22 protein-coding genes are annotated in these 23,735 nt (G+C 61.4%); 8 read left to right on the top strand and 14 right to left on the bottom strand.

From position 1 onward, the window contains the following. Nucleotides 1-9: 9 nt before the first annotated feature. Nucleotides 10-579 (bottom strand): peptidylprolyl isomerase A, encoded by a 570-nt coding sequence (gene ppiA, locus H7A77_RS11760; RefSeq protein WP_182074224.1) that lies wholly within the window; start codon nucleotides 577-579, stop codon nucleotides 10-12. A gap of 353 nt (nucleotides 580-932) precedes the next feature. Between ppiA and H7A77_RS11755 the strand changes: the two genes are divergently transcribed. The 4 genes from H7A77_RS11755 (at nucleotide 933) to tsgA (ending at nucleotide 5,004) form a co-directional block, all read left to right on the top strand. Beyond that, a complete protein-coding gene (locus H7A77_RS11755; RefSeq protein WP_025304525.1) occupies nucleotides 933-1,271 on the top strand; it encodes a PTS lactose/cellobiose transporter subunit IIA in 339 nt (112 codons plus the stop codon). Continuing rightward, nucleotides 1,268-2,575 carry a 6-phospho-beta-glucosidase gene (locus H7A77_RS11750; RefSeq protein WP_149542616.1) on the top strand — a complete coding sequence of 436 codons (1,308 nt, stop codon included), beginning with the start codon at nucleotides 1,268-1,270 and terminating at the stop codon, nucleotides 2,573-2,575. The genes H7A77_RS11755 and H7A77_RS11750 overlap by 4 nt, the downstream gene beginning before the upstream one ends. A 72-nt stretch (nucleotides 2,576-2,647) precedes the next feature. After that, nucleotides 2,648-3,628 (top strand): LacI family DNA-binding transcriptional regulator, encoded by a 981-nt coding sequence (locus H7A77_RS11745; protein ID WP_033645266.1) that lies wholly within the window; start codon nucleotides 2,648-2,650, stop codon nucleotides 3,626-3,628. Nucleotides 3,629-3,819: 191 nt separating this feature from the next. Continuing rightward, a complete protein-coding gene (gene tsgA, locus H7A77_RS11740; protein ID WP_025304528.1) occupies nucleotides 3,820-5,004 on the top strand; it encodes an MFS transporter TsgA in 1,185 nt (394 codons plus the stop codon). Between the two features lie 54 nt (nucleotides 5,005-5,058). Here tsgA and H7A77_RS11735 read toward each other — a convergent pair whose 3' ends face one another. Continuing rightward, nucleotides 5,059-6,339 (bottom strand): cytosine deaminase, encoded by a 1,281-nt coding sequence (locus H7A77_RS11735; RefSeq protein WP_169539927.1) that lies wholly within the window; start codon nucleotides 6,337-6,339, stop codon nucleotides 5,059-5,061. A gap of 290 nt (nucleotides 6,340-6,629) precedes the next feature. Here H7A77_RS11735 and nirB point away from each other — a divergent pair, with 290 nt between their 5' ends. The 3 genes from nirB to cysG are packed head-to-tail and all read left to right on the top strand — an operon-like array spanning nucleotide 6,630 to nucleotide 10,956. Beyond that, nucleotides 6,630-9,179 (top strand): nitrite reductase large subunit NirB, encoded by a 2,550-nt coding sequence (gene nirB, locus H7A77_RS11730; protein WP_182074223.1) that lies wholly within the window; start codon nucleotides 6,630-6,632, stop codon nucleotides 9,177-9,179. Next, entirely contained in the window at nucleotides 9,176-9,502 is a 327-nt protein-coding gene (gene nirD, locus H7A77_RS11725; protein ID WP_033645269.1) for a nitrite reductase small subunit NirD, read from the top strand. Before nirB ends, nirD begins: the two co-directional genes overlap by 4 nt. A 50-nt stretch (nucleotides 9,503-9,552) precedes the next feature. Continuing rightward, nucleotides 9,553-10,956 (top strand): siroheme synthase CysG, encoded by a 1,404-nt coding sequence (gene cysG / locus H7A77_RS11720; RefSeq protein WP_182074222.1) that lies wholly within the window; start codon nucleotides 9,553-9,555, stop codon nucleotides 10,954-10,956. A 50-nt stretch (nucleotides 10,957-11,006) separates the two neighbouring features. On the opposite strand, the gene trpS is transcribed toward cysG, so the two are convergent. The 12 genes from trpS to pilM all read right to left on the bottom strand — a co-directional run bounded on the left by trpS (nucleotide 11,007) and on the right by pilM (nucleotide 21,034). Continuing rightward, nucleotides 11,007-12,014 (bottom strand): tryptophan--tRNA ligase, encoded by a 1,008-nt coding sequence (gene trpS, locus H7A77_RS11715; RefSeq protein WP_004930324.1) that lies wholly within the window; start codon nucleotides 12,012-12,014, stop codon nucleotides 11,007-11,009. A 2-nt stretch (nucleotides 12,015-12,016) separates the two neighbouring features. Then, entirely contained in the window at nucleotides 12,017-12,715 is a 699-nt protein-coding gene (locus tag H7A77_RS11710) for a phosphoglycolate phosphatase (protein WP_033645272.1), read from the bottom strand. Beyond that, a complete protein-coding gene (gene rpe / locus H7A77_RS11705) occupies nucleotides 12,708-13,385 on the bottom strand; it encodes a ribulose-phosphate 3-epimerase (protein ID WP_019456160.1) in 678 nt (225 codons plus the stop codon). The genes H7A77_RS11710 and rpe overlap by 8 nt, the downstream gene beginning before the upstream one ends. A gap of 51 nt (nucleotides 13,386-13,436) precedes the next feature. Then, nucleotides 13,437-14,249, bottom strand: a complete 813-nt coding sequence (dam, locus tag H7A77_RS11700; protein WP_033651736.1) for an adenine-specific DNA-methyltransferase — start codon at nucleotides 14,247-14,249, stop codon at nucleotides 13,437-13,439. Nucleotides 14,250-14,333: 84 nt separating this feature from the next. Then, the gene (locus tag H7A77_RS11695) at nucleotides 14,334-15,347 is read right to left on the bottom strand and encodes an SPOR domain-containing protein (protein WP_033645274.1); all 1,014 of its coding nucleotides are present in this window, start codon (nucleotides 15,345-15,347) and stop codon (nucleotides 14,334-14,336) included. Between the two features lie 156 nt (nucleotides 15,348-15,503). Continuing rightward, on the bottom strand, nucleotides 15,504-16,604 hold the full coding sequence (gene aroB, locus H7A77_RS11690) for a 3-dehydroquinate synthase (RefSeq protein ID WP_046687922.1): 1,101 nt from the start codon (nucleotides 16,602-16,604) through the stop codon (nucleotides 15,504-15,506). 106 nt (nucleotides 16,605-16,710) lie between these two features. Beyond that, nucleotides 16,711-17,232, bottom strand: coding sequence for a shikimate kinase AroK (aroK, locus tag H7A77_RS11685; RefSeq protein WP_004391482.1), 522 nt, complete (start codon nucleotides 17,230-17,232; stop codon nucleotides 16,711-16,713). Between the two features lie 349 nt (nucleotides 17,233-17,581). Next, nucleotides 17,582-18,826, bottom strand: a complete 1,245-nt coding sequence (hofQ, locus tag H7A77_RS11680; protein WP_182074221.1) for a DNA uptake porin HofQ — start codon at nucleotides 18,824-18,826, stop codon at nucleotides 17,582-17,584. Next, entirely contained in the window at nucleotides 18,823-19,182 is a 360-nt protein-coding gene (locus H7A77_RS11675) for a HofP DNA utilization family protein (RefSeq protein ID WP_182074220.1), read from the bottom strand. Before H7A77_RS11675 ends, hofQ begins: the two co-directional genes overlap by 4 nt. Continuing rightward, nucleotides 19,175-19,669 carry a hypothetical protein gene (locus H7A77_RS11670; protein ID WP_182074219.1) on the bottom strand — a complete coding sequence of 165 codons (495 nt, stop codon included), beginning with the start codon at nucleotides 19,667-19,669 and terminating at the stop codon, nucleotides 19,175-19,177. Before H7A77_RS11670 ends, H7A77_RS11675 begins: the two co-directional genes overlap by 8 nt. Then, nucleotides 19,662-20,201, bottom strand: a complete 540-nt coding sequence (locus H7A77_RS11665) for a PilN domain-containing protein (protein ID WP_182074218.1) — start codon at nucleotides 20,199-20,201, stop codon at nucleotides 19,662-19,664. Before H7A77_RS11665 ends, H7A77_RS11670 begins: the two co-directional genes overlap by 8 nt. Next, the gene (pilM, locus tag H7A77_RS11660) at nucleotides 20,201-21,034 is read right to left on the bottom strand and encodes a pilus assembly protein PilM (RefSeq protein ID WP_182074217.1); all 834 of its coding nucleotides are present in this window, start codon (nucleotides 21,032-21,034) and stop codon (nucleotides 20,201-20,203) included. The genes H7A77_RS11665 and pilM overlap by 1 nt, the downstream gene beginning before the upstream one ends. Nucleotides 21,035-21,155: 121 nt before the next feature. On the opposite strand from pilM, the gene mrcA reads away from it, so the two are divergent. Beyond that, the gene (gene mrcA, locus H7A77_RS11655) at nucleotides 21,156-23,714 is read left to right on the top strand and encodes a peptidoglycan glycosyltransferase/peptidoglycan DD-transpeptidase MrcA (RefSeq protein ID WP_033645280.1); all 2,559 of its coding nucleotides are present in this window, start codon (nucleotides 21,156-21,158) and stop codon (nucleotides 23,712-23,714) included. Nucleotides 23,715-23,735: the final 21 nt, after the last annotated feature.

The following is a 23,735-nucleotide window of genomic DNA, read 5'->3' as shown; positions in this document are numbered from 1 at the left end:
CCAAAAAACTTACGGCAGTACCTTGGCCGACAGAATCACCACCGGTTTGGTCGGCACATTCTGGTAAGGGCCGACGTTGCCGGTCGGCACCTGGGCAATTTTGTCCACCACGTCCATGCCTTTCACCACTTTGCCGAATACCGCGTAGCCGAAGTCACGCTGGCCGTGATCCAGGAAGGCGTTATCGGCCACGTTCAGGAAGAACTGGCTGGTGGCGCTGTCCTTGTCGGCGGTGCGCGCCATCGAGATGGTGCCGCGCAGGTTGCGCAAGCCGTTGTCGGCTTCGTTCTTGATTGGCGCCTTGGTGGATTTCTGCTGCATGTCAGCGGTGAAACCGCCGCCCTGGATCATAAAGCCCGGGATCACGCGGTGGAAGATGGTGTTGTTGTAGTACCCGCTGTTCACGTAATCGACGAAATTCTGGGTGGAAACCGGTGCCTTCTGACTGTCGAGCGCCAACTCGATATTCCCTGCCGAGGTGGTCAGCATGACATGGGTTTCACCGGTGGCGAGCGCCGCTGGCGCCATCGCTGTCAGGGAACACAGCGCGACGAAGGTCACTAAAGTACGTTTGAACATTAACGGGTCCTTTCTCTGAGAGACAAACAACGGAAAAGCGCTTTGATTCTAAAGAGCTGTATCGGCAAGTGCCAGCCATTTACCTATATTTACCCAATTACGGGACATATCCTAGGTGGCCCTGAATTTTGCTGCGGAAAGTATGGGCGCAGAAGGCTTTTTTGCCAACCGCGTCACGCATTTTTTGCCCAGCGCCTCCCCGGGGCGTTTTTTGCGATCTACCTCCCAGTTTGCACACCCGTTGCCGTTACCCTATATAAATGAGAGCGCTCTCATTATAAAAAGAACGGATACTGAGGTATCCCACGGCGGCGTCGCCGCGCAACCCCTGGAGAAATGACGTGAGTGAATTGATGACTGAAGTCAGCCCCGAGTTTGAAAGCACCATCATGGAACTGCTGGTGTTCTCCGGCAGCGCGCGCAGTAATGCGTTGATGGCGTTGCGGCAAGCGCGCGCCGGTGACTTCGCCGCCGCGGCCAAACACATGGTCGAATCCAAAGAGTGGGTGAAGAAGGCGCACCTGATCCAGACCGAGCTGATCGGCCTGGACGAAGGCTGCGGCAAGCTGGCGATCAACCTGATCACGGTACATGCGCAGGATCATCTGATGAACGCCATGGTGATCCAGGATCTGGCCGACGACATGATCGAGCTCTATCGCCGTCAGTCGCAAACGGAGGGCCGCTCATGAGCACGCTCAAAATCGCGGTGATTGGCGGTGGCAGCAGCTACACTCCCGAACTGGTCGATGGGCTGATCCAACGCATCGATGAGCTGCCGGTCACCGAACTGGCGCTGGTGGACGTCGAGCCAGGCCGCCAAAAAGTGGAAACCATCGCCGCCCTGACCCGCCGCATGCTGGCGCGCCACGGGCTGGAACAGGTGAAGGTCAGCGTGCACTTCGCGCTGGACGAAGCGATTCGCGGCGCCGCTTTCGTGCTGACCCAGTTCCGCGTCGGGCAACTGCCGGCGCGCGCCGCCGACGAACGGCTGGGCCTCAAATATCAGCTGCTCGGCCAGGAGACCACCGGCGTCGGCGGCTTCGCCAAAGCGCTGCGCACCATTCCGGTAATGCTGGATATCGCCCGTCGGGTGGAAAAGCTGGCGCCGGACGCCTGGATCATCAACTTCACCAACCCGGCCGGCATCGTCACCGAGGCGGTATCCCGCTTTACCAAAGCGAAGATCATCGGCCTGTGCAACGTACCGATCAGCATGCATCACATGATCGCCAACATGCTGCAGGCGCCTTACGCCGACGTGCAGCTGCGGTTCGCCGGTTTGAACCACATGGTCTGGGTGCATCAGGTCACGCACCTGGGGCGCGACGTCACCGGCAACGTGATCGACATGCTGTGCGACGGCGCGGCGCTGACCATGAACAACATCAAGGAAGAGCCCTGGCAGCCGGACTTCCTGCGCGCGCTCGGCGCCATCCCCTGCCCGTACCACCGCTATTTTTACCAGACCCGCGAGATGCTGGCGGAAGAGATGGCCGCCGCCGGCGAGCGCGGCACCCGCGCCGAGCAGGTGATGCAGGTAGAAAAAGAGCTGTTCGAGCTGTATGCCGATCCGCAGTTGAACAGTAAGCCGGAGCAGCTCAGCTTCCGCGGCGGTTCTTTCTATTCCGAAGTTGCGCTGGAGCTGATCCGTGCTATCCATAATAATCTCGGCACGCAATTAGTGGTCAACACCGCAAACCGCGGCGCAATCCATGGCCTGCCGGACGATGCTGTGATAGAAATCAACTGTATCGTCGATGCTCAGGGCGCGCATCCGCTGACCTTCGGCCCGCTGTCGGAACCGATGCAGGCGCTGACGCAGCAGGTGAAAGCCTACGAACGCCTGACCATCGAGGCCGCGGTGCACGGCGATCGCCGCAGCGGCTTGCTGGCGCTGATCGCCAACCCGCTGGTGGGCAACGCCAATCTGGCGCAGCCGTTGCTGGACGAGGTGTTGACGATAAACGCGCCGTATTTGCCGCAGTTCAGGTAAGCGCCTGCGCGCGGTATGACAGGGGTTCGGCGCGCCGAACCCATTTTTTTAGCCGTAATCAGGAGTTGGACGATGGTGACACTGGAAGATGTCGCGGCGCTGGCGGGCGTATCGCGCGCCACCGTATCGCGGGTAGTGAACGGCGACAGCAACGTCAAAGCGCCGACCCGCGAGAAGGTTGAGCGCGCCGTCGCCCAGCTCGGTTACACCCCCAACCCGGCGGCCCGCGCGCTCGCCTCCAGCCATAGCAATACCCTCGGGTTGGTCACCACGTCGTATCGCGGCGGCTTCTTCGGCGCGCTGATGGACTTCGTGCAAACCGAGGCCGAATCCCACGGCAAGCAGCTGCTGGTGACCCAGGGCCGCAACAGCGCCGAAAACGAATGGCAGGCGGTGCAGCGGCTGTTCAGCCTGCGCTGCGACGGCGTGATCCTGCACGTGCGTTTTCTCAGCGACGATCGGCTGCGCCAGCTGGCGGCGGAGCAACGTCATTTCGTGTTGCTCGATCGTCTGGTGCCGGGGCTGGAAGACCGCTGCGTCACCTTCGATCATCCGCTCGCCAGCCGCATGGCGACCCAGCAACTGCTCGACGCCGGCCACCGGCGCATCGCCTGCATCAGCGGGCCGCGCGAGCGGCCGTCGAGCCGCCTGCGGCTGCAAGGGTTTGAAGAAGCGATGCAGGCGGCGAATATCGAGCCGGTGGCCTGTCTGGAGGGCGTTTACGATCTGGAAAGCGGTTACCGCTGCGCCGATCGCCTGTTGCGGCAGGCCGCGCCGCCCAGCGCCATCTACTGCTGCAACGAAGAGATGGCGATCGGCGCCCTGCTGGCGATCAACGAGCACCGCCTGCGGGTGCCGCAGGATATCTCCTTGATCTGCTACGACAGCGGCGAACGCGCGCCCTTCGTCCGCCCGGCGTTGAGCAGCGTACACTTTCCCATCAGCGAGATGGCGCAATACGCGGCGCGCAGGTTGATCGATCCCGCCACCCCGACGCACCGTTTTGAGCCGACGATCATCAACCGCGATTCCATTGTGACGGTACGCAAATAGATCACAATAATGCGTATCACCCCTTCATGGGTTGCATCAAAAAATCGACAGCCATCACAAAAAATCCCGTTGTCTGTGCTAGGATCCGCCCCCTGGTGGCCTGAACGGGACTTTTTTCTGCGTTTGCCAGGAAAAGCCAGCGGCCTTATGCCAGTTTTAAAACCTCTAACAGACATATTCAGGCCTATATAATGAATGACAGTAACCGCATACGGCTTACCTGGATCAGCTTCTTTTCGTACGCGCTGACCGGTGCTTTAGTGATCGTCACAGGGATGGTGATGGGAAACATTGCAGAGTACTTTAATCTGCCGGTTTCCAGCATGAGTAACACCTTTACTTTCCTCAACGCCGGCATTTTGATTTCGATCTTCCTCAATGCCTGGCTGATGGAAATCATCCCGCTGAAGCGTCAGCTGATCTTCGGCTTTGTCCTGATGGTGCTGGCGGTGGCAGGGCTGATGCTCGGCAAGAGCCTGACCATGTTCTCGCTGTGCATGTTTATCCTTGGCGTGGTTAGCGGCATCACCATGTCGATCGGCACCTTCCTGATCACCCACATGTATGCCGGCCGCCAGCGCGGTTCACGCCTGTTGTTCACCGATTCCTTCTTCAGCATGGCCGGGATGATTTTCCCAATCGTCGCCGCCATGCTGCTGGCTCGCCATATCGGCTGGTACTGGGTTTATGCCTGCATCGGCCTGCTGTACGTGGGGATCTTCGTGCTGACCCTGTGCTCCGACTTCCCGGTGCTGGGCAAGAAAGGCGCCGACGCCGGTCAACCGGTCGAGAAAGAAAAATGGGGCATCGGCGTGCTGTTCCTGTCGATCGCCGCGCTGTGCTACATCCTTGGCCAGCTGGGCTTCATTCAGTGGGTGCCTGAGTACGCCACCAAGTCGTTCAACATGGACATCGGCCAGGCCGGTAAGCTGGTGAGCGACTTCTGGACCTCATACATGGTCGGCATGTGGGTGTTCAGCTTCATCCTGCGCTTCTTCGATCTGCAGCGCATCGTTACCGTGCTGGCCGCGCTGGCCACCGGCGCGATGTACCTGTTCGTCAGCACCGACAATCCGGAGCACCTGGGCTACTACATCATGGCCCTGGGCTTCGTTTCCAGCGCCATCTACACCACGCTGATCACCCTCGGCTCGCTGCAGACCAAGGTCTCCTCGCCGAAGCTGGTCAACTTTATCCTGACCTGCGGCACCATCGGCACCATGCTGACCTTCGTGGTCACCGGCCCGATCGTAGCGAAAGGCGGGGCGCACGCGGCGCTGACCACCGCCAACGGCCTGTACCTGGCGGTGTTCGTGATGTGTCTGCTGCTGGGCTTCGTGACCAAGCACCGCAGCCACGGTCACGTAACGCACTGATTTCTTCGCATCAAATACATCAAGGGCGCCCGCAAGGCGCCCTTTTTTTGCGCCTTAGCGCCGAAAATCCACCGTCTCATCCTGCTGCAGATGCAGCGTGGTTTCCGCCGGCCGCGTTTCGGCGATCACCGCGCCCTGGCGAATCGAATAACGCACCGGCGTCTGGCGGCGCACCGCGTCGAAACCGCTTTCCGCCGGCAGGATCACCAGGTTGGCGCTGTTGCCGGCCGCCAGGCCGTAGTCGCTCAGGTTAAGCGTGCGCGCGCTGTGGCTGGTGATCAGCTTCAGCCCGTCGTCGATTTGACCATAGCCCATCAGCTGGCACACGTGCAACCCCATATGCAGCACCTGCAGCATGTTGGCGGTGCCGAGCGGATACCAGGGATCGAACACATCGTCGTGGCCGAAGCAGACGTTGATCTCCGCTTCCAGCATCTCCTTCACCCGCGTCACGCCGCGCCGTTTTGGGTAGCTGTCGAAACGCCCCTGCAGGTGAATGTTCACCAGCGGGTTGGCGACGAAGTTGATGCCGGACATTTTCAGCAGGCGGAACAGCCGCGAGGCGTAAGCGCCGTTGTAAGAGTGCATCGCCGTGGTGTGGCTGGCGGTGACTTTCTCCCCCATCTCCAGCTTCAGCGCCAGCGCCGCCACGGTCTCGACGAAACGCGATTGCTCATCGTCAATTTCATCGCAGTGCACGTCCACCAGCCGATCGTATTTTTGCGCCAGCGCGAATGCCTTGTGCAGCGACTCCACGCCGTACTCGCGGGTGAACTCGAAATGCGGAATGGCGCCCACCACGTCGGCTCCCAGCCGCAGCGCTTCTTCCAGCAATGCTTCGCCGTTGGGATAGGAAAGGATCCCCTCCTGCGGGAAGGCGACGATCTGCAGCGTTACCCAGGGCGCCACCTCCTGCTTAACTTCCAGCATGGCGCGCAGTGCGGTCAGCGTGGGATCGGAAACGTCGACGTGGGTGCGCACATACTGCACGCCGTTGGCGATCTGCCACTTGAGCGTTTGCCAGGCGCGTTGCTTGACGTCTTCATGGGTCAACAAGGCTTTGCGTTCTGCCCAGCGCTCAATCCCCTCAAACAGCGTGCCGGACTGGTTCCAGGCCGGCTGGCCGGCGGTTTGGGTGGTATCCAGATGAATATGGGGTTCGACGAATGCCGGCAGCGCCAGCCCGCCCTGCGCATCCAGCACGTCGCTGCGCCACTCCTGCCCTTCCGGCTGCGGCACCAGGTGCGCAATGCGCCCCTGTTCTATCGCCAGTTGCCACAATCCTTCATGCCCGCTTAAACGCAGGTTGTCGATAAACTTCAATGGACGTTTCACCACCCTTCACCTCTGCCGTTGCGCTGGTTTTCTTCATCATACTGGCAGCGGATCGCGCTGACAAAGTCGCCGTTGCATGCCGGCCTGCGCGTCTACTCCCAGCGGGGTAGTTGGTGCGCGACCTGACTCGCTTCAGCTAAAGGTGAATAAAATCCGCAACTTATCAAAAAACGTGGAAAATCATTCATATACCACGTTGTGGGTATATAAAGGCGCGATTGATTTGCATCAATAAATTGCCCCTCGGGAGGGATAAGGTAAGCCTAGGAAACCCGAATTTTGAGGCAATAATGAGCAGAGTCAAACTTGCCGTGATCGGCAATGGCATGGTCGGCCACCGGTTCATCGAAGATCTGTTGGATAAAGCAGACAAAGACCTATTCGACATCACCGTGTTTTGCGAAGAGCCGCGCATCGCTTACGATCGCGTGCATCTCTCTTCCTATTTCTCGCACCATACCGCCGAAGAGCTGTCGCTGGTGCGCGAAGGCTTTTACGAAAAGCACGGCGTGAAGGTGCTGATCGGCGAACGCGCCATCACCATCAATCGCGACGAGAAAGTCATCCACTCCAATACCGGACGCACCGTCTATTACGACAAGCTGATCATGGCCACCGGCTCCTATCCGTGGATCCCGCCGATTAAAGGCTCGGATAGCCAGGACTGCTTCGTTTACCGCACCATCGAAGACCTGAACGCCATTGAAGCCTGCGCGCGCCGCAGCAAACGCGGCGCGGTGGTCGGCGGCGGGCTGTTGGGGCTGGAAGCCGCCGGCGCGCTGAAAAGCCTGGGGGTGGAAACGCACGTGATCGAGTTCGCTCCGGTGCTGATGGCCGAACAGCTCGACCCGATGGGCGGTGACCAGCTGCGCCGCAAGATCGAGCGCATGGGCGTCAAGGTACACACCGGGAAAAACACCCAGGAGATCGTCAACGGCGGCGGCACGGCGCGCAAAACCCTGCATTTCGCCGACGGCAGCCTGCTGGAAGTGGATTTCATCGTTTTCTCCACCGGCATCCGCGCCCAGGACAAGCTGGCGCGTCAATGCGGACTGGAGATCGGCCGCCGCGGCGGCATCGCCATCAACGACTGCTGCCAGACATCGGATCCGGACGTGTACGCCATCGGTGAGTGCGCCGCCTGGCGCGATCGCACCTTCGGCCTGGTGGCGCCGGGTTACAAAATGGCGCAGGTGGCCGCCGATCACCTGCTGGGCCGCGAAAACGGCTTCCAGGGTGCCGATATGAGCGCCAAACTGAAACTGCTGGGCGTAGACGTCGGCGGCATCGGCGATGCCCACGGCCGTACCGAGGGCGCCCGCAGCTACGTTTATCTGGATGAGAGCAAAGAGGTCTACAAACGCATCGTGGTCAGCGCCGACAACAAAACCCTGCTCGGCGCAGTGTTGGTCGGCGATACCAGCGATTACGGCAACCTGCTGCAGCTGGCGCTGAACGGCATCGCGCTGCCGGAAAACCCGGACGGCCTGATCCTGCCGGCCCATGCGGGCAGCAAGCCGGCCATCGGCGTGGATTCGCTGCCGGAAAGCGCGCAGATTTGCTCCTGCTTCGACGTCAGCAAAGGCGACATCATCCGGGCAGTCAACCAAGGCTGTCACACCGTGGCGGCGCTGAAAGCCGAAACCAAGGCCGGCACCGGCTGCGGCGGCTGCATCCCGCTGCTCACCCAGGTGTTGAACGCCGAGCTGAGCAAGCAAGGCATCGAGGTCAACCACCACCTGTGCGAACACTTCGCCTATTCACGCCAGGAGCTGTTCCACCTGATCCGCGTCGAAGGCATCAAGTCGTTCGAGGCGTTATTGGCCAAATACGGCAAAGGCTACGGCTGCGAAGTCTGCAAACCGACCGTCGGCTCGCTGCTGGCCTCGTGCTGGAACGAATACATCCTCAAACCGCAGCACACGCCGTTGCAGGATACCAACGACAACTTCCTCGGCAATATCCAGAAAGACGGCACTTACTCGGTGATACCGCGCTCCGCCGGCGGCGAAATCACCCCGGACGGCCTGCTGGCCATCGGACAGATCGCCAAGGAGTACAATCTTTACACCAAAATGACCGGCTCGCAGCGCATCGGCATGTTCGGCGCGCAGAAAGACGACCTGCCGGCCATCTGGCGCAAGCTGCTCGCCGCCGGCTTTGAAACCGGGCACGCATACGCCAAGGCGCTGCGCATGGCGAAAACCTGCGTCGGCAGCACCTGGTGCCGCTATGGCGTCGGCGACAGCGTCGGTTTCGGCGTCACGCTGGAACATCGCTACAAAGGCATCCGCACCCCGCACAAAATGAAATTCGGCGTCTCGGGCTGTACCCGGGAATGCGCCGAAGCGCAGGGCAAGGACGTCGGCATCATCGCCACCGAAAAAGGCTGGAACCTGTATGTTTGCGGCAACGGCGGCATGAAACCGCGCCACGCCGACCTGCTGGCCGCCGATCTCGATAGCGAGACCCTGGTGCGCTACCTTGACCGTTTCATGATGTTCTATATCCGCACCGCCGATAAGCTGCAGCGCACCTCGGTATGGCTGGAGAGCCTGGAAGGCGGCATCGATTACCTGCGCAAGGTGATCGTCGACGACAAACTCGGCATCAACGAGCAGCTGGAAGCGGATATCGCCCGCCTGCGCGAGGCGGTGATCTGCGAGTGGAAAGAAACCGTCGAGCACCCGGAAACGCAGCTGCGCTTCGCCCACTTCATCAACAGCCCGCTGCGCGATCCGAACGTGCAGGTGGTGGCCGAACGTGACCAACACCGCCCGGCGCGCCCTGACGAGCGCATTGCCGTCACCCTGATCGACACCGAGGAGAGCCAAGCATGAGTCAGTGGATTACCGTTTGCCCCATCGCCGACATCCTGCCCGGCACCGGCGTGTGCGCCCTGATCGGCGATCGGCAGGTGGCGGTGTTCCGCCCCTATGCCGACGAACAGGTGTTCGCCATCAGCAATATCGACCCGTTCGCCCAGGCCAGCGTGCTGTCGCGCGGGCTGATCGCCGAGCATCAGGGGGAGTTGTGGGTCGCCAGCCCGCTGAAGAAACAGCGTTTCCGCCTGTACGATGGCCACTGCCTGGAAGATGACAGCCGCTCCGTCGCCAGCTTCACCAGCCGGGTGGTCGACGGCATCGTGCAAGTCGCGGCATAACCTTTCGGGGGCGCATCCCGCCCCCACGCCGATAACCCCGAGGAATGCCGATGGACTACCTGCCGATTTTCTGCCAACTGCAACACAAAGCCTGCCTGCTGGTCGGCGGCGGCGAAATCGCCGAACGCAAGGCGCGCCTGCTGCTGGACGCCGGCGCGGCGCTGACCGTCAACGCCCTGGCCTTCAGCCCGCAGTTCCACCAGTGGGCGGCAGAAGGCCTGTTGACGCTGGCCGAGGGCGAATTCAGCCCGGCCCTGCTGACGGAAAAATGGTTGGTGATCGCCGCCACTGACCGGCTGGAGGTCAACGCGCGGGTGTACCAGTGCGCCAACCAGCAGCGGGTGTTCTGCAACGTGGTCGATGACCCAAAACGCGCCAGCTTTATCATGCCGTCGATCATCGATCGTTCGCCGATCGTGGTGGCGGTGTCCTCCGGCGGCAAAGCGCCGGTGTTGGCGCGGTTGCTGCGCGAGAAGCTGGAAGCGCTGCTGCCGCAACACCTCGGCAAGCTGGCGCAGCTCGGCGGATCGCTGCGTCAACGGGTGAAACAGCGCTTCAGCAGCCTCGGCGCGCGCCGTCGCTTCTGGGAGCGGCTGTTCGCTCACGATCGGCTGGCGCAATCGCTGGCCAATGACGACGCGGCTCTGGCCGAACGCCAGCTCGAACAGCTGTTCAGCGAACGGCCGGAGGATCGCGGTGAAGTGGTGCTGGTAGGCGCCGGGCCGGGCGATGCCGGCCTGCTGACGCTGAAAGGGCTGCAACAGATCCAGCAGGCCGACGTGGTGGTTTACGACCGGCTGGTCTCCGAAGCGATCATGACGCTGGTGCGTCGCGACGCCGAGCGCATCTTCGTTGGCAAACGCGCCAGCCATCACTGCGTGCCGCAGGAGCAGATCAACCACATCCTGCTGCAGCAAGCGCGGCAAGGCAAGCGCGTGGTGCGCCTGAAAGGCGGCGATCCCTTTATCTTCGGCCGCGGCGGCGAAGAGCTGGAAACGCTGGCGGACGCCGACGTGCCGTTCTCAGTGGTGCCGGGCATCACCGCCGCCTCCGGCTGTTCCGCCTACAGCGGCATCCCGCTCACCCACCGCGACCACGCGCAGAGCGTGCGTCTGGTGACTGGCCACGCCAAGGCCGACGGTGGATTGGACTGGGCGACGCTGGCCGCCGGGCAACAGACGCTGGTGTTCTATATGGGGCTGTCGCAGGCGGCGGAGATCCAGCGCCGGCTGATCGCGAACGGACTGCCGGCCGCCACGCCGGTGGCGCTGGTGGAAAACGGTACTTCCTGTCGCCAGCGGGTGATCGAAGGCGAGCTTGGCCAACTGGGCGCCTTGTCCCTGCAGGCCGCCAGCCCCAGCCTGATCATCGTCGGCAGCGTGGTCAGCCTGCGCAGCAAGCTCAATTGGTTCGCCAGCGAGGCCCCGCCCGCCGGCCTGGCGCAAATGGCGTGATACCGACGTAAAAAAAGCGGCCCAAGGCCGCTTTTTTATTTGCGCCGGCGTTACGCCTGCGGCGGTACGAAACCGACGGCCTGATAAACCTTCGCCAGGGTTTCCTGCGCGCGTGCGCGAGCCTTGGCGGCGCCGTCGCGCATCACCTGCTGCAGGTAGGCTTCGTCGTTGCGGAAGCGGTGGTAACGCTCCTGCAGCTCAGCCAGCATACCGGAGACGGCTTCCGCCACCGCGCCTTTCAGGTGGCCGTACATTTGGCCTTCGAACTCGGCTTCCAGCTGCGCGATGCTCTTGCCGGTGACGCCGGCGAGGATGTCCAACAGGTTGGAGACGCCCGCCTTGTTGACCACGTCGTAACGCACGACAGGCGGCTCTTCCGAGTCGGTCATTGCGCGTTTGATCTTTTTGGTCACCGCTTTCGGATCTTCCAGCAGGCCGATCACATTGTTGCGGTTATCGTCCGACTTGGACATCTTCTTGGTCGGTTCCTGCAGCGACATCACGCGTGCGCCGGATTTAGGAATAAACGGCTCCGGCACTTTGAACACGTCGCCGTACAGCGCGTTGAAACGCTGGCCCACGTCGCGGCTCAGTTCCAGGTGTTGTTTCTGGTCTTCGCCCACCGGCACCTGATTGGTTTGATACAGCAGGATGTCCGCCGCCATCAGCACCGGATAGCTGAACAGCCCGGCGTTGATGTTCTCCGCGTAGCGTGCGGATTTGTCTTTGAACTGCGTCATGCGGCTCAGTTCGCCGAAATAGGTGTAGCAGTTCAGCACCCAGCTCAGCTGCGTGTGCTCAGGCACGTGCGACTGCACGAAGATGGTACTTTTTTCCGGATCGATACCGCAGGCCAGATACAGCGCCAGCGTATCCAGCGTGGCTTTGCGCAGCTTTTCGGCGTCTTGGCGCACGGTGATGGCATGCAGATCGACGATGCAGTAGATGCAGTCGTAGTCGTCCTGCATCTGCACCCACTGACGCAGCGCACCCATGTAGTTGCCGATGGTCAGTTCGCCGGACGGCTGCGCGCCGCTAAATACGATGGGCTTACTCATGTTTAAATTTCCTGATTCTCTAAAGATGACAGCCCAAGAGCGGGCAACAAATCGGCGAAGCGCTCCAACACCCGATCGGGGTGGCTCAGGGCGATCGATTCGCCGTAGTTATAACCGTAGGTAAAACCGACGCTCGGGCAACCGGCGCCCTGAGCGGCTTGAATATCGTTGCGCGAATCGCCGACGAACAGCAGTTCATGCGCTCGCAACCCAAGCTTGCCGAGCACCAGATACAACGGCGCCGGGTGAGGTTTCTTTTCCGTCACGTCGTCGCCGCCGATCACCAACGAAAAATACTCGCCAATGCCCAGCGATGCCAGCAGCGGCGCCACGAACGGCGTCGGCTTGTTGGTCACCAATGCCATCGGGTAACCGTGCGCGGCCAGGCGGGCCAGCGTCTCTTGCACCTGCGGGAACAGGCGGCTGCCGCTGTCGACGGTCTGCGCGTAGAAATGATCGAAGCGCTCACGCAGCCGGCTGCACTGCTCCGGCGTGTCTTCCGCTTCCGCCCAGCGCAGCGCGCGCTGCACCAGCACGTCGGCGCCGTTGCCGATCCAGGTGCCAACTCGCTCTTCACCCGCTTGCGGCAGCCCCCTCTCTTCCAGCGCCATATCGATGGCGGCCGCGAGGCCAGGCGCGCTGTCGACCAGCGTACCGTCAAGATCGAAGGCCAGTGCGCGGATCGCGCCGAAATCAGCCATGGGAAACCTTCGCCAGCTCGCTGCGCATTTCGTCGATCACCTTGCGGTAGTCCGGCTGGCCAAAAATGGCGGAACCGGCGACAAACATATCGGCGCCCGCGGCGGCGATTTCGGCGATGTTGTCCACCTTCACCCCGCCGTCGACTTCGAGACGGATATCGCGGCCGCTGTCGTCGATCAGCTTGCGCACCTGGCGCAACTTGTCGAGCGTGCCGTGGATGAACGACTGGCCGCCGAAGCCCGGGTTGACCGACATCAGCAGGATCACGTCGATTTTATCCATCACGTAATCAAGATAGCTCAGCGGGGTCGCCGGGTTGAACACCAGGCCGGCCTTACAGCCGTGCTCTTTGATCAGCTGAATGGTGCGATCGACATGTTCGGAGGCTTCAGGGTGGAAAGAGATATAAGACGCGCCGGCCTTGGCGAAGTCAGGCACGATGCGGTCCACCGGCTTGACCATCAGATGCACGTCAATCGGCGCGGTAATGCCGTAGTTGCGCAGCGCTTCGCACACCATCGGACCGATGGTCAGATTGGGCACGTAGTGGTTGTCCATGACGTCGAAGTGCACCACGTCGCCGCCTGCGGCCAGCACGTTAGCGGTATCTTCACCTAACCGGGCAAAATCTGCCGACAGAATGGACGGGGCAATCAAAAACTTTTTCATCCGCTTCTCCAAACGTAGGGTCGAGTTGTTATGCGCCGGGGTGCCCCCGGCTTAGCGATACAGCGCCAAAAGCTCGTTCACTTTGCTGCGGCCGAGAATATTGCGGCTGATCGTGCGGCGCGCTTTCACCACATACAGCGCAGCATGCTGGTACCAGTCGCGCGTCAGCTCGGTATCGTGATTGGAAATCAATACCGGCACCCGGCTCTCTACCGAGAGCTGATGCGCCAGATGCGCCAGGCTCTGCTGATCGGCGATGCTGAAGCTGTTGGTGTGGTAAGCGGTGAAATTCGCCGTCGCCGACAGCGGCGCATAAGGCGGATCGCAATACACCACGGCGCCGGCTGCAGCCTTCGCCATGGTATCGCGGTAATGCTCACAGACAAAAGTGGCATTGCGCGATTTTTCAGCAAACCAGTAGAGTTCTTCTTCCGGGAAGTATGGTTTCTTGTACCGGCCAAACGGCACATTGAACTCGCCGCGCAGGTTATAGCGGCACAGGCCGTTATAGCAGTGACGGTTCAGGTACAGGAACAGCAGCGCCCGGCGGTAAGGCTCGGTGCTAGTATTGAACTCTTCTCGCAGCAGGTAAAACTGATCCGAGTTATTGAATTCATCGGCGAAAAGCGTGCGGGCATCGCGCACGAAGTCATCCGTGCGCAGCTTAACGATGTTATACAGGTTGATAAGATCGCTATTGATGTCGGCGAGAATGTAGGCGTCGTAATCCGTATTCAGAAAGACGGATCCCGCACCCACGAAGGGCTCGATTAAGCAGTCTCCCGCCGGCAGATGGCGACGAATCTCATCTACCAGCGGGTATTTTCCACCAGCCCATTTTAAAAAAGCGCGGTTTTTCTTCATGCCGTCAATTAGCTACTTATACAATTCAGAGCGGCGGATTGTACTCTGTTTCAGACAGCACATCAGCGCACAAATTTAAATGATTTATTTTTTAAGATCTTGCTGCACTTGGTGTACAGGTCGAACCCATGGTTTTTTCGCCTGCACATCGGCCGGCAACGAAGCAATGGCGCGCTTCGCTTCAGCAGAAGACGCATAGTTGCCGCTCACCAGCACGTACCACGGCTTGCCGTCACGCTTGGTGGCGTACACCAGGTAATTCTGCAGCTTCTGCTGTTTGGCGTAGGCGTTCAGCGTATCGGAACGCGAAGCGCTGCTCAGTTGCAAGGTATAGTGGCTGCCCGGCGCAGACTGCACAGAACTGCCGCTGCTGGCGACCGCTCCCGCTTTCGCGGTGGAAGACGGCTTGGCCGGCGGCGTATACACCGTAGTCGGTGATTTATGCTGCGTTGCGGTCGGTTTGGCGGCGGCGGTTTTCGCCGGCGTTTTATGCTGTTGCGGGGCAGTGCCCTGCACAGGACGCGTCGCTTCGCGCGCTGCGGCGCCGCTCATCACCGTGGCCGGAGCGGTCGGCAACGTCGACGCTGCGCCGGTCATGCCCTGCGTAGCGGCGTCAACCTGCCCCTGCTGCTGCGACAGCGCATCCGCCATGTTGCCCGGCAAATCGACGCGCTGCTGCGCACCGCCTTGCTGAGGCTGCGTTTGCGCTTCGGTCGGCGTGCCGGAGATCGGCGGAACGCTGACGTTCTGCGGTTGCTGCGGCTGAGTCGCGCTCACGCCGTTATTATCGTGGGTATCCGTCGTGCCGCCCGGCACGCCGTTATTGGCGGTGGTCAGCGACGAAGAACCGGACAGGTTGATATCGCGGGCCGCGCCGTTTTGCGCGCCGCTCTCCTGAGCCGCTTCATGTTTGGTCGGCGCCTTCAGGGCTGAACCGATGCCGATAATCAGCAGCAGCAGCACCAAAATGCCGATGCCAATCATCAAATGCTGGCGCGAAACGGCGAAGCGCGGCGCGGCGGCCGGCTTGCGCGAACGCGTAGGACGACGATCGCTGCTATCAGGTCTGAGATCGTCTTCCGGTTTAAACTCGTCCATCTGAAACCCTCCAACTAGAGGCAAAAGCCCACCACCGTAGACCTACCGTGGCACGGGCGGATTAACCCGATGATGGCAAAGCGACACCCGTCGTGCTCTGCTCACTGTATTAATATAGATGCTAATGGCGGCTAAGCCACTGTTACTTAGTCCGATTTAATTACGCTTCCGCTCAGGCAAGCAGGCGGCGATCGACGCCAGCACCAGCTCATGCCCTACGCCGCCGCGCACTTCCGCCGCACCGATCGCGGTCGGCAACACCAAACGCAGTTCCCCCGCCAGCACTTTCTTGTCGCGCAACATGTGCGGCAAGTAGGATTCCGGCGTCATTTCCTGCGGCCCGCAGACCGGCAAGCCGGCGCGCAGCAGCAGCGCTTTGATGCGCTCGATGTCTTCAACGGAGAACTGGCCGAGACGGTGCGCGGTTTCCGCCGCCATCACCATGCCCGCAGCCACCGCCTCACCGTGCAGCCACACGCCGTAGCCCATCTCGGCTTCGATAGCATGGCCGTAAGTATGGCCCAGATTCAGCAGGGCGCGCAGACCGCTTTCGCGTTCGTCTGCGGCCACCACCTCGGCCTTCAGCTCGCAGCAGCGGCGAATACAGTAGGCCAACGCCTGCATATCCAACGCCATCAGCGCATCGATGTTATGTTCCAACCAGACGAAAAACTCGCGATCGAGAATGATCCCGTATTTGATGACTTCGGCCAGGCCGGAAGAGAGTTCACGCGTCGGCAGCGTTTTCAGGCAATCCAGATCAACCACCACCGAAGCGGGTTGATAGAAAGCGCCGATCATGTTTTTGCCGAGCGGGTGGTTGACGGCGGTCTTGCCGCCCACGGAGGAGTCCACCTGCGACAGCAGCGTGGTGGGAACCTGAATGAAGCGCACGCCGCGTTGGTAGCACGCGGCGGCGAAGCCGGTCAGATCGCCGACAACGCCGCCACCGAGCGCGATCAGCGTGGTATCGCGCCCGTGCGGTTTTTCGAGCAGCGCCGAAAACACCTGCTCCAACACCGCCAGAGATTTGTACTGCTCACCATCGGGAAGAATCACCTGATCCACCACGACGCCGCTCTGCTCCAGCACCTGCCGGACACGCTCCAGATAGAGCGGCGCCAGGGTCTGGTTGGTGACCAACATCGCTTGTTCACCCGCCTTTAACGGCATAAAAGAAGCCGGATCGTCAAACAATCCGGCGGCGATGGTAATCGGGTAGCTGCGCTCCCCAAGCGTTACAGTAATTCTCTCCATGTCGCGCTTAGTTCTCTGTATGGTACGGCGGTGGTTGATCCCCGCAACGGCGGGGAACACAAATCAGTATTCCGCATTAGCCGACGGCGAACGCGAAAATCGGCAATCAGTTGCTTTCCAGCATGTTGATGATCTGGTTGGCAACCACTTTAGCGCTCTGATCGTCGGTGCGAATGGTGACATCGGCAATCTCTTCATACAACGGATTGCGTTCTTTCGCCAAAGCTTCCAGCACTTCACGCGGCGGAGAATCAACCTGCAGCAGCGGGCGTTTTTTATCACGCTGGGTACGAGCCAACTGCTTTTCGATCGTGGTTTCGAGATAAACCACCACGCCGCGCGCGGACAGACGGTTGCGCGTTTCGCGCGACTTCACCGAACCGCCGCCGGTCGCCAACACAATCCCTTGTTTTTCCGTCAGTTCATTAATGACTTTTTCTTCACGATCGCGGAAACCTTCTTCCCCTTCCACGTCGAATACCCAGCCCACGTCAGCTCCGGTACGTCGCTCAATTTCTTGATCGGAGTCGAAGAACTCCATATTGAGTTGCTGAGCTAACTGACGGCCAATAGTGCTTTTGCCGGCACCCATAGGCCCAACCAGAAAGATATTGCGTTTCTCTGCCATGTTTTTCGGTATTACTAAGACAATTCGTTAATGTTAACCCGCCCCGCCAATCAAATCAGCGGCGGGACCTAAACTGAAACCTCATGAGCGATAGTGCGAGATCAGACGAAAAATTATCTCAACACTCTTGGTAGTTTGGCAACCGAATAAATCGCAATCCACGCCGCGGGAGGGAAACCATATGTTTTTAACGGCGTCTTGGCGCTAACAAAAAACCTCGGTGCTCAATTCGGTAACCCTTGTAAGCTAAATCGGCCGCAGCGTCAAACGCAGATCCCCCCAAGGGGATAAAAAAGTGTATCTGCTCATCAACTTTAGGCGATTTGCCGCCCGGCCGACAGGCCGCCGCTTATCCCTTAATCAGGGTCGGCGTAATAAAGATCACCAGCTCGCGTTTTTTCTGTTGTGCGCCGCTCTGCCGGAACAAGCCCCCCAGCAGCGGCGCATCCCCCAATCCCGGCACCTTGTCCGCCGTCTTGCCGCGATGCCGTTGAAAAATGCCGCCGAGCACCAGGGTTTCGCCGTTTTTCACCGTGATCTGCGTCTTAATCTCCTGTTTATCGATGGTCAACGCCTCTCCGGCCCCTCGGCTGATGGCGCGCCCCGGCATATTTTGGCTGATCTGCAGCGTCAGCGTGATGCGCCCGTCCGGCAACACCTTCGGCGTCACCTCCATGCCCAGCACCGCCTCTTTAAACTCGATGGCGGTCGCACCGCTGGCGCCGCTGGACACTTCATAAGGGATCTCCGTCCCTTGCTTGATGCTGGCGGTTTGCAGATGCGCCGTCAGGAGACGCGGGCTGGCGATGATCTCCACCTGATTTTCCTGCTCCAGCGCCGTCAGCTCCAGGCTCAGCAAACGCCCGCTGATGCGCGCTAGATGGAAACCGGCGCTCACCGCGCTGCGCTCCAACGGCAGGTTAACGCCGATATTGCCCGGCCGCAGCGGCCGCGCCGGCCTGTCGTCGGGCGCCAATCCCCAACGCACGCCGAGCTCACGCAGGCTTTCGCTGTTGATGGTCACGATATGCGCCGCCAGTTGCACCTGTGCCAGCGGCGCATCCATTTCCGTTATCCGCTTTTTCAACTGCGCCACAATCGGCGCGGTGTCGCGCAGCAGCAGCGTATTGGTGCGTTTATCCGCCAACACGCTGCCACGCTCGCTCAGCAACGCGCCACGTTGGGCGTTGAGGCTTTCGGCAATTTCCGCCGCATCGCCGTTTTGCACGGTCAGCGTCAGGCTGTGCAAGGGTTGCCGCTGCGCCAGCGCCTCTTGCTGCTGTCTTTTTTCCCGCGCATCCGGCTCCGGGGAGATCAGCATCACGTTACCCTCCCGCGTCATCGTCAGTTTGCCCATACGCAGGGTCAGCGCCAGCGCCTGCGGCCAGGGCACATCCTCCAGCCGCAGCGTCAGGTTGCCGCTCACGCCCGGCGCGGCGATCAGGTTCATCTGCCGATAATCCGCCAAGGCCTGCAGGATGACCGTGACCGGCGCATCCTGAAACTCCAATGAGATTATCTGTTTATCTTGAGCCTGCGCGGCGCCGAGCGCCAAACACCCTAGCGCCAAGCCCAGTCCAGCGCATCCTTTCATGATTTGTCATCCTTGTCGTCGATCATTAGCGATATGTCGTCGCGGCTCGCCGGGCACTCCGGTTCGGCCGTCAGCGCCTTCAACGTCAGGCTGCGCGCCTGCACCTGCATCACCTGCCAGCGCTCGGCAAGCACCCGTTGTTGCGGCCGCAGGCGCAACCATTGCCCCGCCGGCGTCACCACCCAGCCATAGCGCTGCATCGGTTGCCCGATGACGCCTTTCAATCGCCAGCCCGCCGGGGATATCTCTGTCTGGGCGCAAGCAGGCATCGGAGGCGGCGCAAACGGGTCGCGCGGTTCGGCGCATAGGGCCCACGGCCATAGCAGCCACCACCAACGGCCGGATCTTCTACTCATCGGCCAGCTCCTCGGCGGCATCCTGTAAAACCAACCGCGCCGTCATGCCCTGCGGCGGCGTCTCCACGTTCAATTGTTCGAGACGCAAATCGGCGGGCAGCGCCTCCAGCAGCGCCAACAAACCGGGGTAGTCAATGCGCAAGCTCAGCGTCTGCCGCGGTGGTTTTTCCTGCCGCTGCCAGCGCAATAAGGCGCCCCCCGCCCGTTGCAGCCCGTTCGTCAGATCGCCGGTGGCGGCCGGAGCGAGCGGCGTCGGCGGTATCAGGGCGACCGGCGCCTCGTCCAGTTGGCGCTGCGCCACGGCGATCTGTTGCAGCAGGCGCTGTTGCCGCTCTGTCGCACTTTCCCGCTGACGCCATTCGTCTTGCAGCATCCAGCCCCCACCCAACAACGCCAACGTGCCGATGCCCAGCCATTGCGCGGCCAGCAATCGCCGGCCCGACAGGCCCAGCAAGAAGCGCAGCCCAGATGGCAAACGGTTATCCATCACGCCCCCATTGCGCCACCAGATGAAAGGCGTACAGGCCGTCGTCGCGTTGCGCCACCTCCGCCAAACGCAGCCGCGGTAACGCGGGCATCCCCGCCAGCCGCCGTTCGAACTGCGAAATGGCGGAAGGAGAACGGCTCAATCCACGCAGCCGCAGGCCGTTCGCCGCATCGCTGTCCAACGCCGTGAGCCACAGCGGTGGGGGGAGGCAGGAGGAGAGTTGCTGCAGCAGTTGCAAATAACGCCGGTTATGTTGGGCATTGCGCGCCTGCCGTTCAGCGAGGGCGCTGTATCGCGCCCGTTGCGCCCGTTCCTGCTGCTGCTGACGGACGAGCAGCGTCACTGCCGCCAGCTCTTCTTCCAACAGCGCCAGCCGCTCCTGACGCTGCGCCTGTTGATGACGCAGTTGGCCGGCGACGAGGCCCCCTGCCAGCAACAGCACCGTTACCTGCAACAGCAACACGCCCAGCCAGAAGCAGCCGCGCCGCCGATCGCGACGTTGCCGCCAGGGCAAAAAGTTGACCTGGTACATCAGCGGTCCTCCTCGCGCAGCGCCAGACCGCCGGCCAACGCGAACGCTGAGGGATGCACGGGCAACGGCGGACGCAGCTGCGTGAAGGCGCTGAGCGGCGACCAGGAAAGGCAGCCGACGGGCAAGGCTCCTGCCAGCACGCTGCCGGCATAGACCGGTCGATCATCGTCCGCCGGCATCTGGGCTTGCAGCGCCCGCAGCGCCTGCGCGTCATCGTCGCCCGGCGTCAGCCCGAACGCGAACGCGCCGTCGGCCGGCGCCACCCACAGCCATTCTCGCTCGAGACGATGCATCAGCCCCGCGGTGTGCGGCACGCCCGCCGCCGTCGCCATCACCCGCAGCGCGCAGGGCGTAATATCGACCGCTTGCGGATGCAGGCCCGCCTGGCGCAGACAGTGCAGCCACTGCTGCAGCTCCTGCCGCCGCGCGGCGGTCAACAGCAGCGCCGCCCCCTCCGCCGGCGCAGCGCGATAGTCGAGCGCTAGCGTCTGGCCGTCGAGTGGGAACTGCTTCACGCCGTGGCCAACGATATAGTCGCTGCGTTCCGGCTCGCGCAGCCGCGCGTCCGGCTGCGCCATGCACTGTTGCAACACCCGCTGCGCCGGCAGGGCAATGCGTAAGGAAATATGTCGCGGCAGTTGGACGCGCCATTGCCGCAGCGCCCGGATCAGGGCTTCGGAAGGTGCCAGGCAGCCGTCGCGTAAAACCGCCTGCGGCAGCGTCTGTTGCCACCAGTGACGCAGTTGCCAGCCGTTGCGGCGGCGTTGGACCGCCAGCGCCCGCACGCAGTCGATTTGTATATCCAGCCCCACCTGCCATGCTTGAGGGAACATGTTTCACAAGCCTCCATAACATCCGATGATAAAAGAACATATCCATGTCGCAGGCTTGCCTTTATACTACCGCGCGGTTGTTTATAAACTGCCCAAATGACTTAGAAATGGGAAATCTCAGGTGAAGTTCGTAAAGTATTTACTAATCCTTGCAGTATGTTGCATCGTGCTGGGAGCAGCCTCGATTTTCGGCTTGTACAAATATGTCGAGCCGCAGCTGCCCGACGTCGCAACGCTGAAAGACGTGCGGCTGCAGATACCGATGCAGGTTTACAGCGCCGATGGCGAACTGATCGCCCAGTACGGCGAGAAGCGCCGCATTCCGCTGAAGTTGGATCAAATTCCGCCGGTGATGGTGCACGCATTTATCGCCACCGAAGACAGCCGCTTCTATGATCACCACGGTGTCGATCCGGTCGGCATCTTCCGCGCGGCCTCCATCGCGTTGGTCTCCGGCCACGCTTCCCAGGGGGCCAGCACCATTACCCAACAGCTGGCGCGTAACTTCTTCTTAAGCCCGGAACGCACCCTGATGCGTAAAATCAAGGAAGCCTTCCTGGCGGTACGCATCGAGCAGATGCTGACCAAAGATGAAATCCTTGAGCTGTATCTGAACAAGATCTACCTGGGTTACCGCGCTTACGGCGTGGGCGCCGCCGCGCAGGTCTATTTCGGCAAGGACGTCAGCCAGCTCACCCTGAGCGAGATGGCGACCATCGCCGGCCTGCCGAAAGCGCCGTCCACCTTCAACCCGCTCTATTCGCACGATCGCGCCGTTGCCCGCCGTAACGTAGTGCTGTCGCGCATGCTGGACGAACACTACATCACGCAGGCGCAGTACGATCAGGCGCGTTCTGAAGATTTGGTCGCCAACTACCATGCGCCGGAAATCAGCTTCTCCGCCCCGTATCTCTCCGAGATGGTGCGTCAGGAGATGATCAAGCGCTACGGTGAAAACGCCTATACCGACGGTTATAAGGTTTACACCACCGTGACCAAACGGCTGCAGCTGGCGGCGCAGGAATCGGTGCGCAATAACGTGTTGGCCTATGACATGCGCCACGGCTATCGCGGCCCGTCAAACGTGCTGTGGAAAGTCGGCGAAGCGGCCTGGGATCGCAAACAGATTGTCGACTCGCTGAAAAACCTGCCGAACTATGGCCCGCTGGCGCCGGCGGTCATCACCGCCGCCAACCCGCAGGAAGCGACGGCGATGCTGGCCGACGGCAGCAGCATTGCCCTGCCGATGGCCACCATGCGCTGGGCGCGCCCATACCGTTCAGACACTCAGCAAGGCCCAACGCCGAAACGCGTCACCGACGTGGTGCAGCCAGGCCAGCAGGTCTGGGTGCGTAAAGTGAACGAGGCCTGGTGGCTGTCGCAGGTGCCGGACGTCAACTCGGCGCTGGTTTCCATCAACCCGAACGACGGCGCGGTGAAAGCGCTGGTCGGCGGCTTCGATTTCAACCAGAGCAAGTTCAACCGCGTCACGCAGGCCCTGCGTCAGGTGGGCTCGAACATCAAACCGTTCCTGTATACCGCCGCGATGGATAAAGGCCTGACGCTGGCCACCATCCTGAACGACTTGCCGATCACCCGTTGGGATGCCGGCGCCGGCACCGACTGGCGGCCGAAGAACTCGCCGCCGACCTACGATGGCCCGATTCGTCTGCGTCAAGGGCTGGGGCAGTCGAAGAACGTGGTGATGGTGCGCGCGATGCGTGCGATGGGCGTCGACTACGCGGCGGAATATCTGCAGCGCTTCGGCTTCCCGGCACAGAACATCGTGCATACCGAATCGCTGGCACTGGGCTCCGCTTCCTTCACCCCGATGCAGCTGGTGCGCGGTTACGCGGTGCTGGCGAACGGCGGTTATCTGGTCGATCCGTACTTCATCACCAAAATTGAAGACGACAACGGCAATACGGTGTTCGAAGCCAAACCTAAAGTGGTTTGCAGCAGCTGCAACCTGCCGGTCATCTACGGTGATACTCACCGTTCGGCCGTGCTGTCCGATGACAACATCGAAAACGTCGCCACCTCGCAGGAAGGCAGCAACAGCACGGTGCCGATGCCGCAGCTGGAGCAGGTGACCCCGGCTCAGGTGCAGCAGGACGGCGACCAACAGTATGCGCCACACGTGATCAGCACGCCGCTGGCCTTCCTGATCCACGACGCGCTGAACAGCAACATCTTCGGTGAACCGGGTTGGATGGGCACCGCCTGGCGCGCCGGGCGCGATCTGAAACGTCATGATATCGGCGGTAAAACCGGTACCACCAACAGTTCCAAAGACGCCTGGTTCTCCGGCTATGGCCCGGATACCGTGACGTCGGTGTGGATCGGCTTCGACGATCACCGCCGCGATCTGGGCCGTTCGACGGTGTCCGGCGCCATCCCGGATCAGATTTCCGGCGGCGAAGGCGGTGCCAAAAGCGCCCAGCCGGCGTGGGACGACTTCATGAAGATCGCGCTGGAAGGCATTCCGGAGCAGAAAGTCACGCCGCCGCCGGGCATCATCAGCGTCACCATCGACAAGAGCAGCGGCAAGCTCTCTGGCGGTGGCGGCGGCAGCCGTTCCGAGTACTTTATCGAAGGAACGCAGCCGACGGACTACCCATCGCGCGATACCGGCACCACGCTGACCGATCCGGGCGGCGAAAGCCACGAGCTGTTCTGATCGAAAAGGGCCAGAGAAATC

It is taken from the genome of Serratia sp. ME47 (assembly GCF_903970925.1).
Lineage (GTDB): Bacteria > Pseudomonadota > Gammaproteobacteria > Enterobacterales > Enterobacteriaceae > Serratia > Serratia ureilytica.
This window is presented reverse-complemented; position numbering and strand designations above follow the sequence as displayed.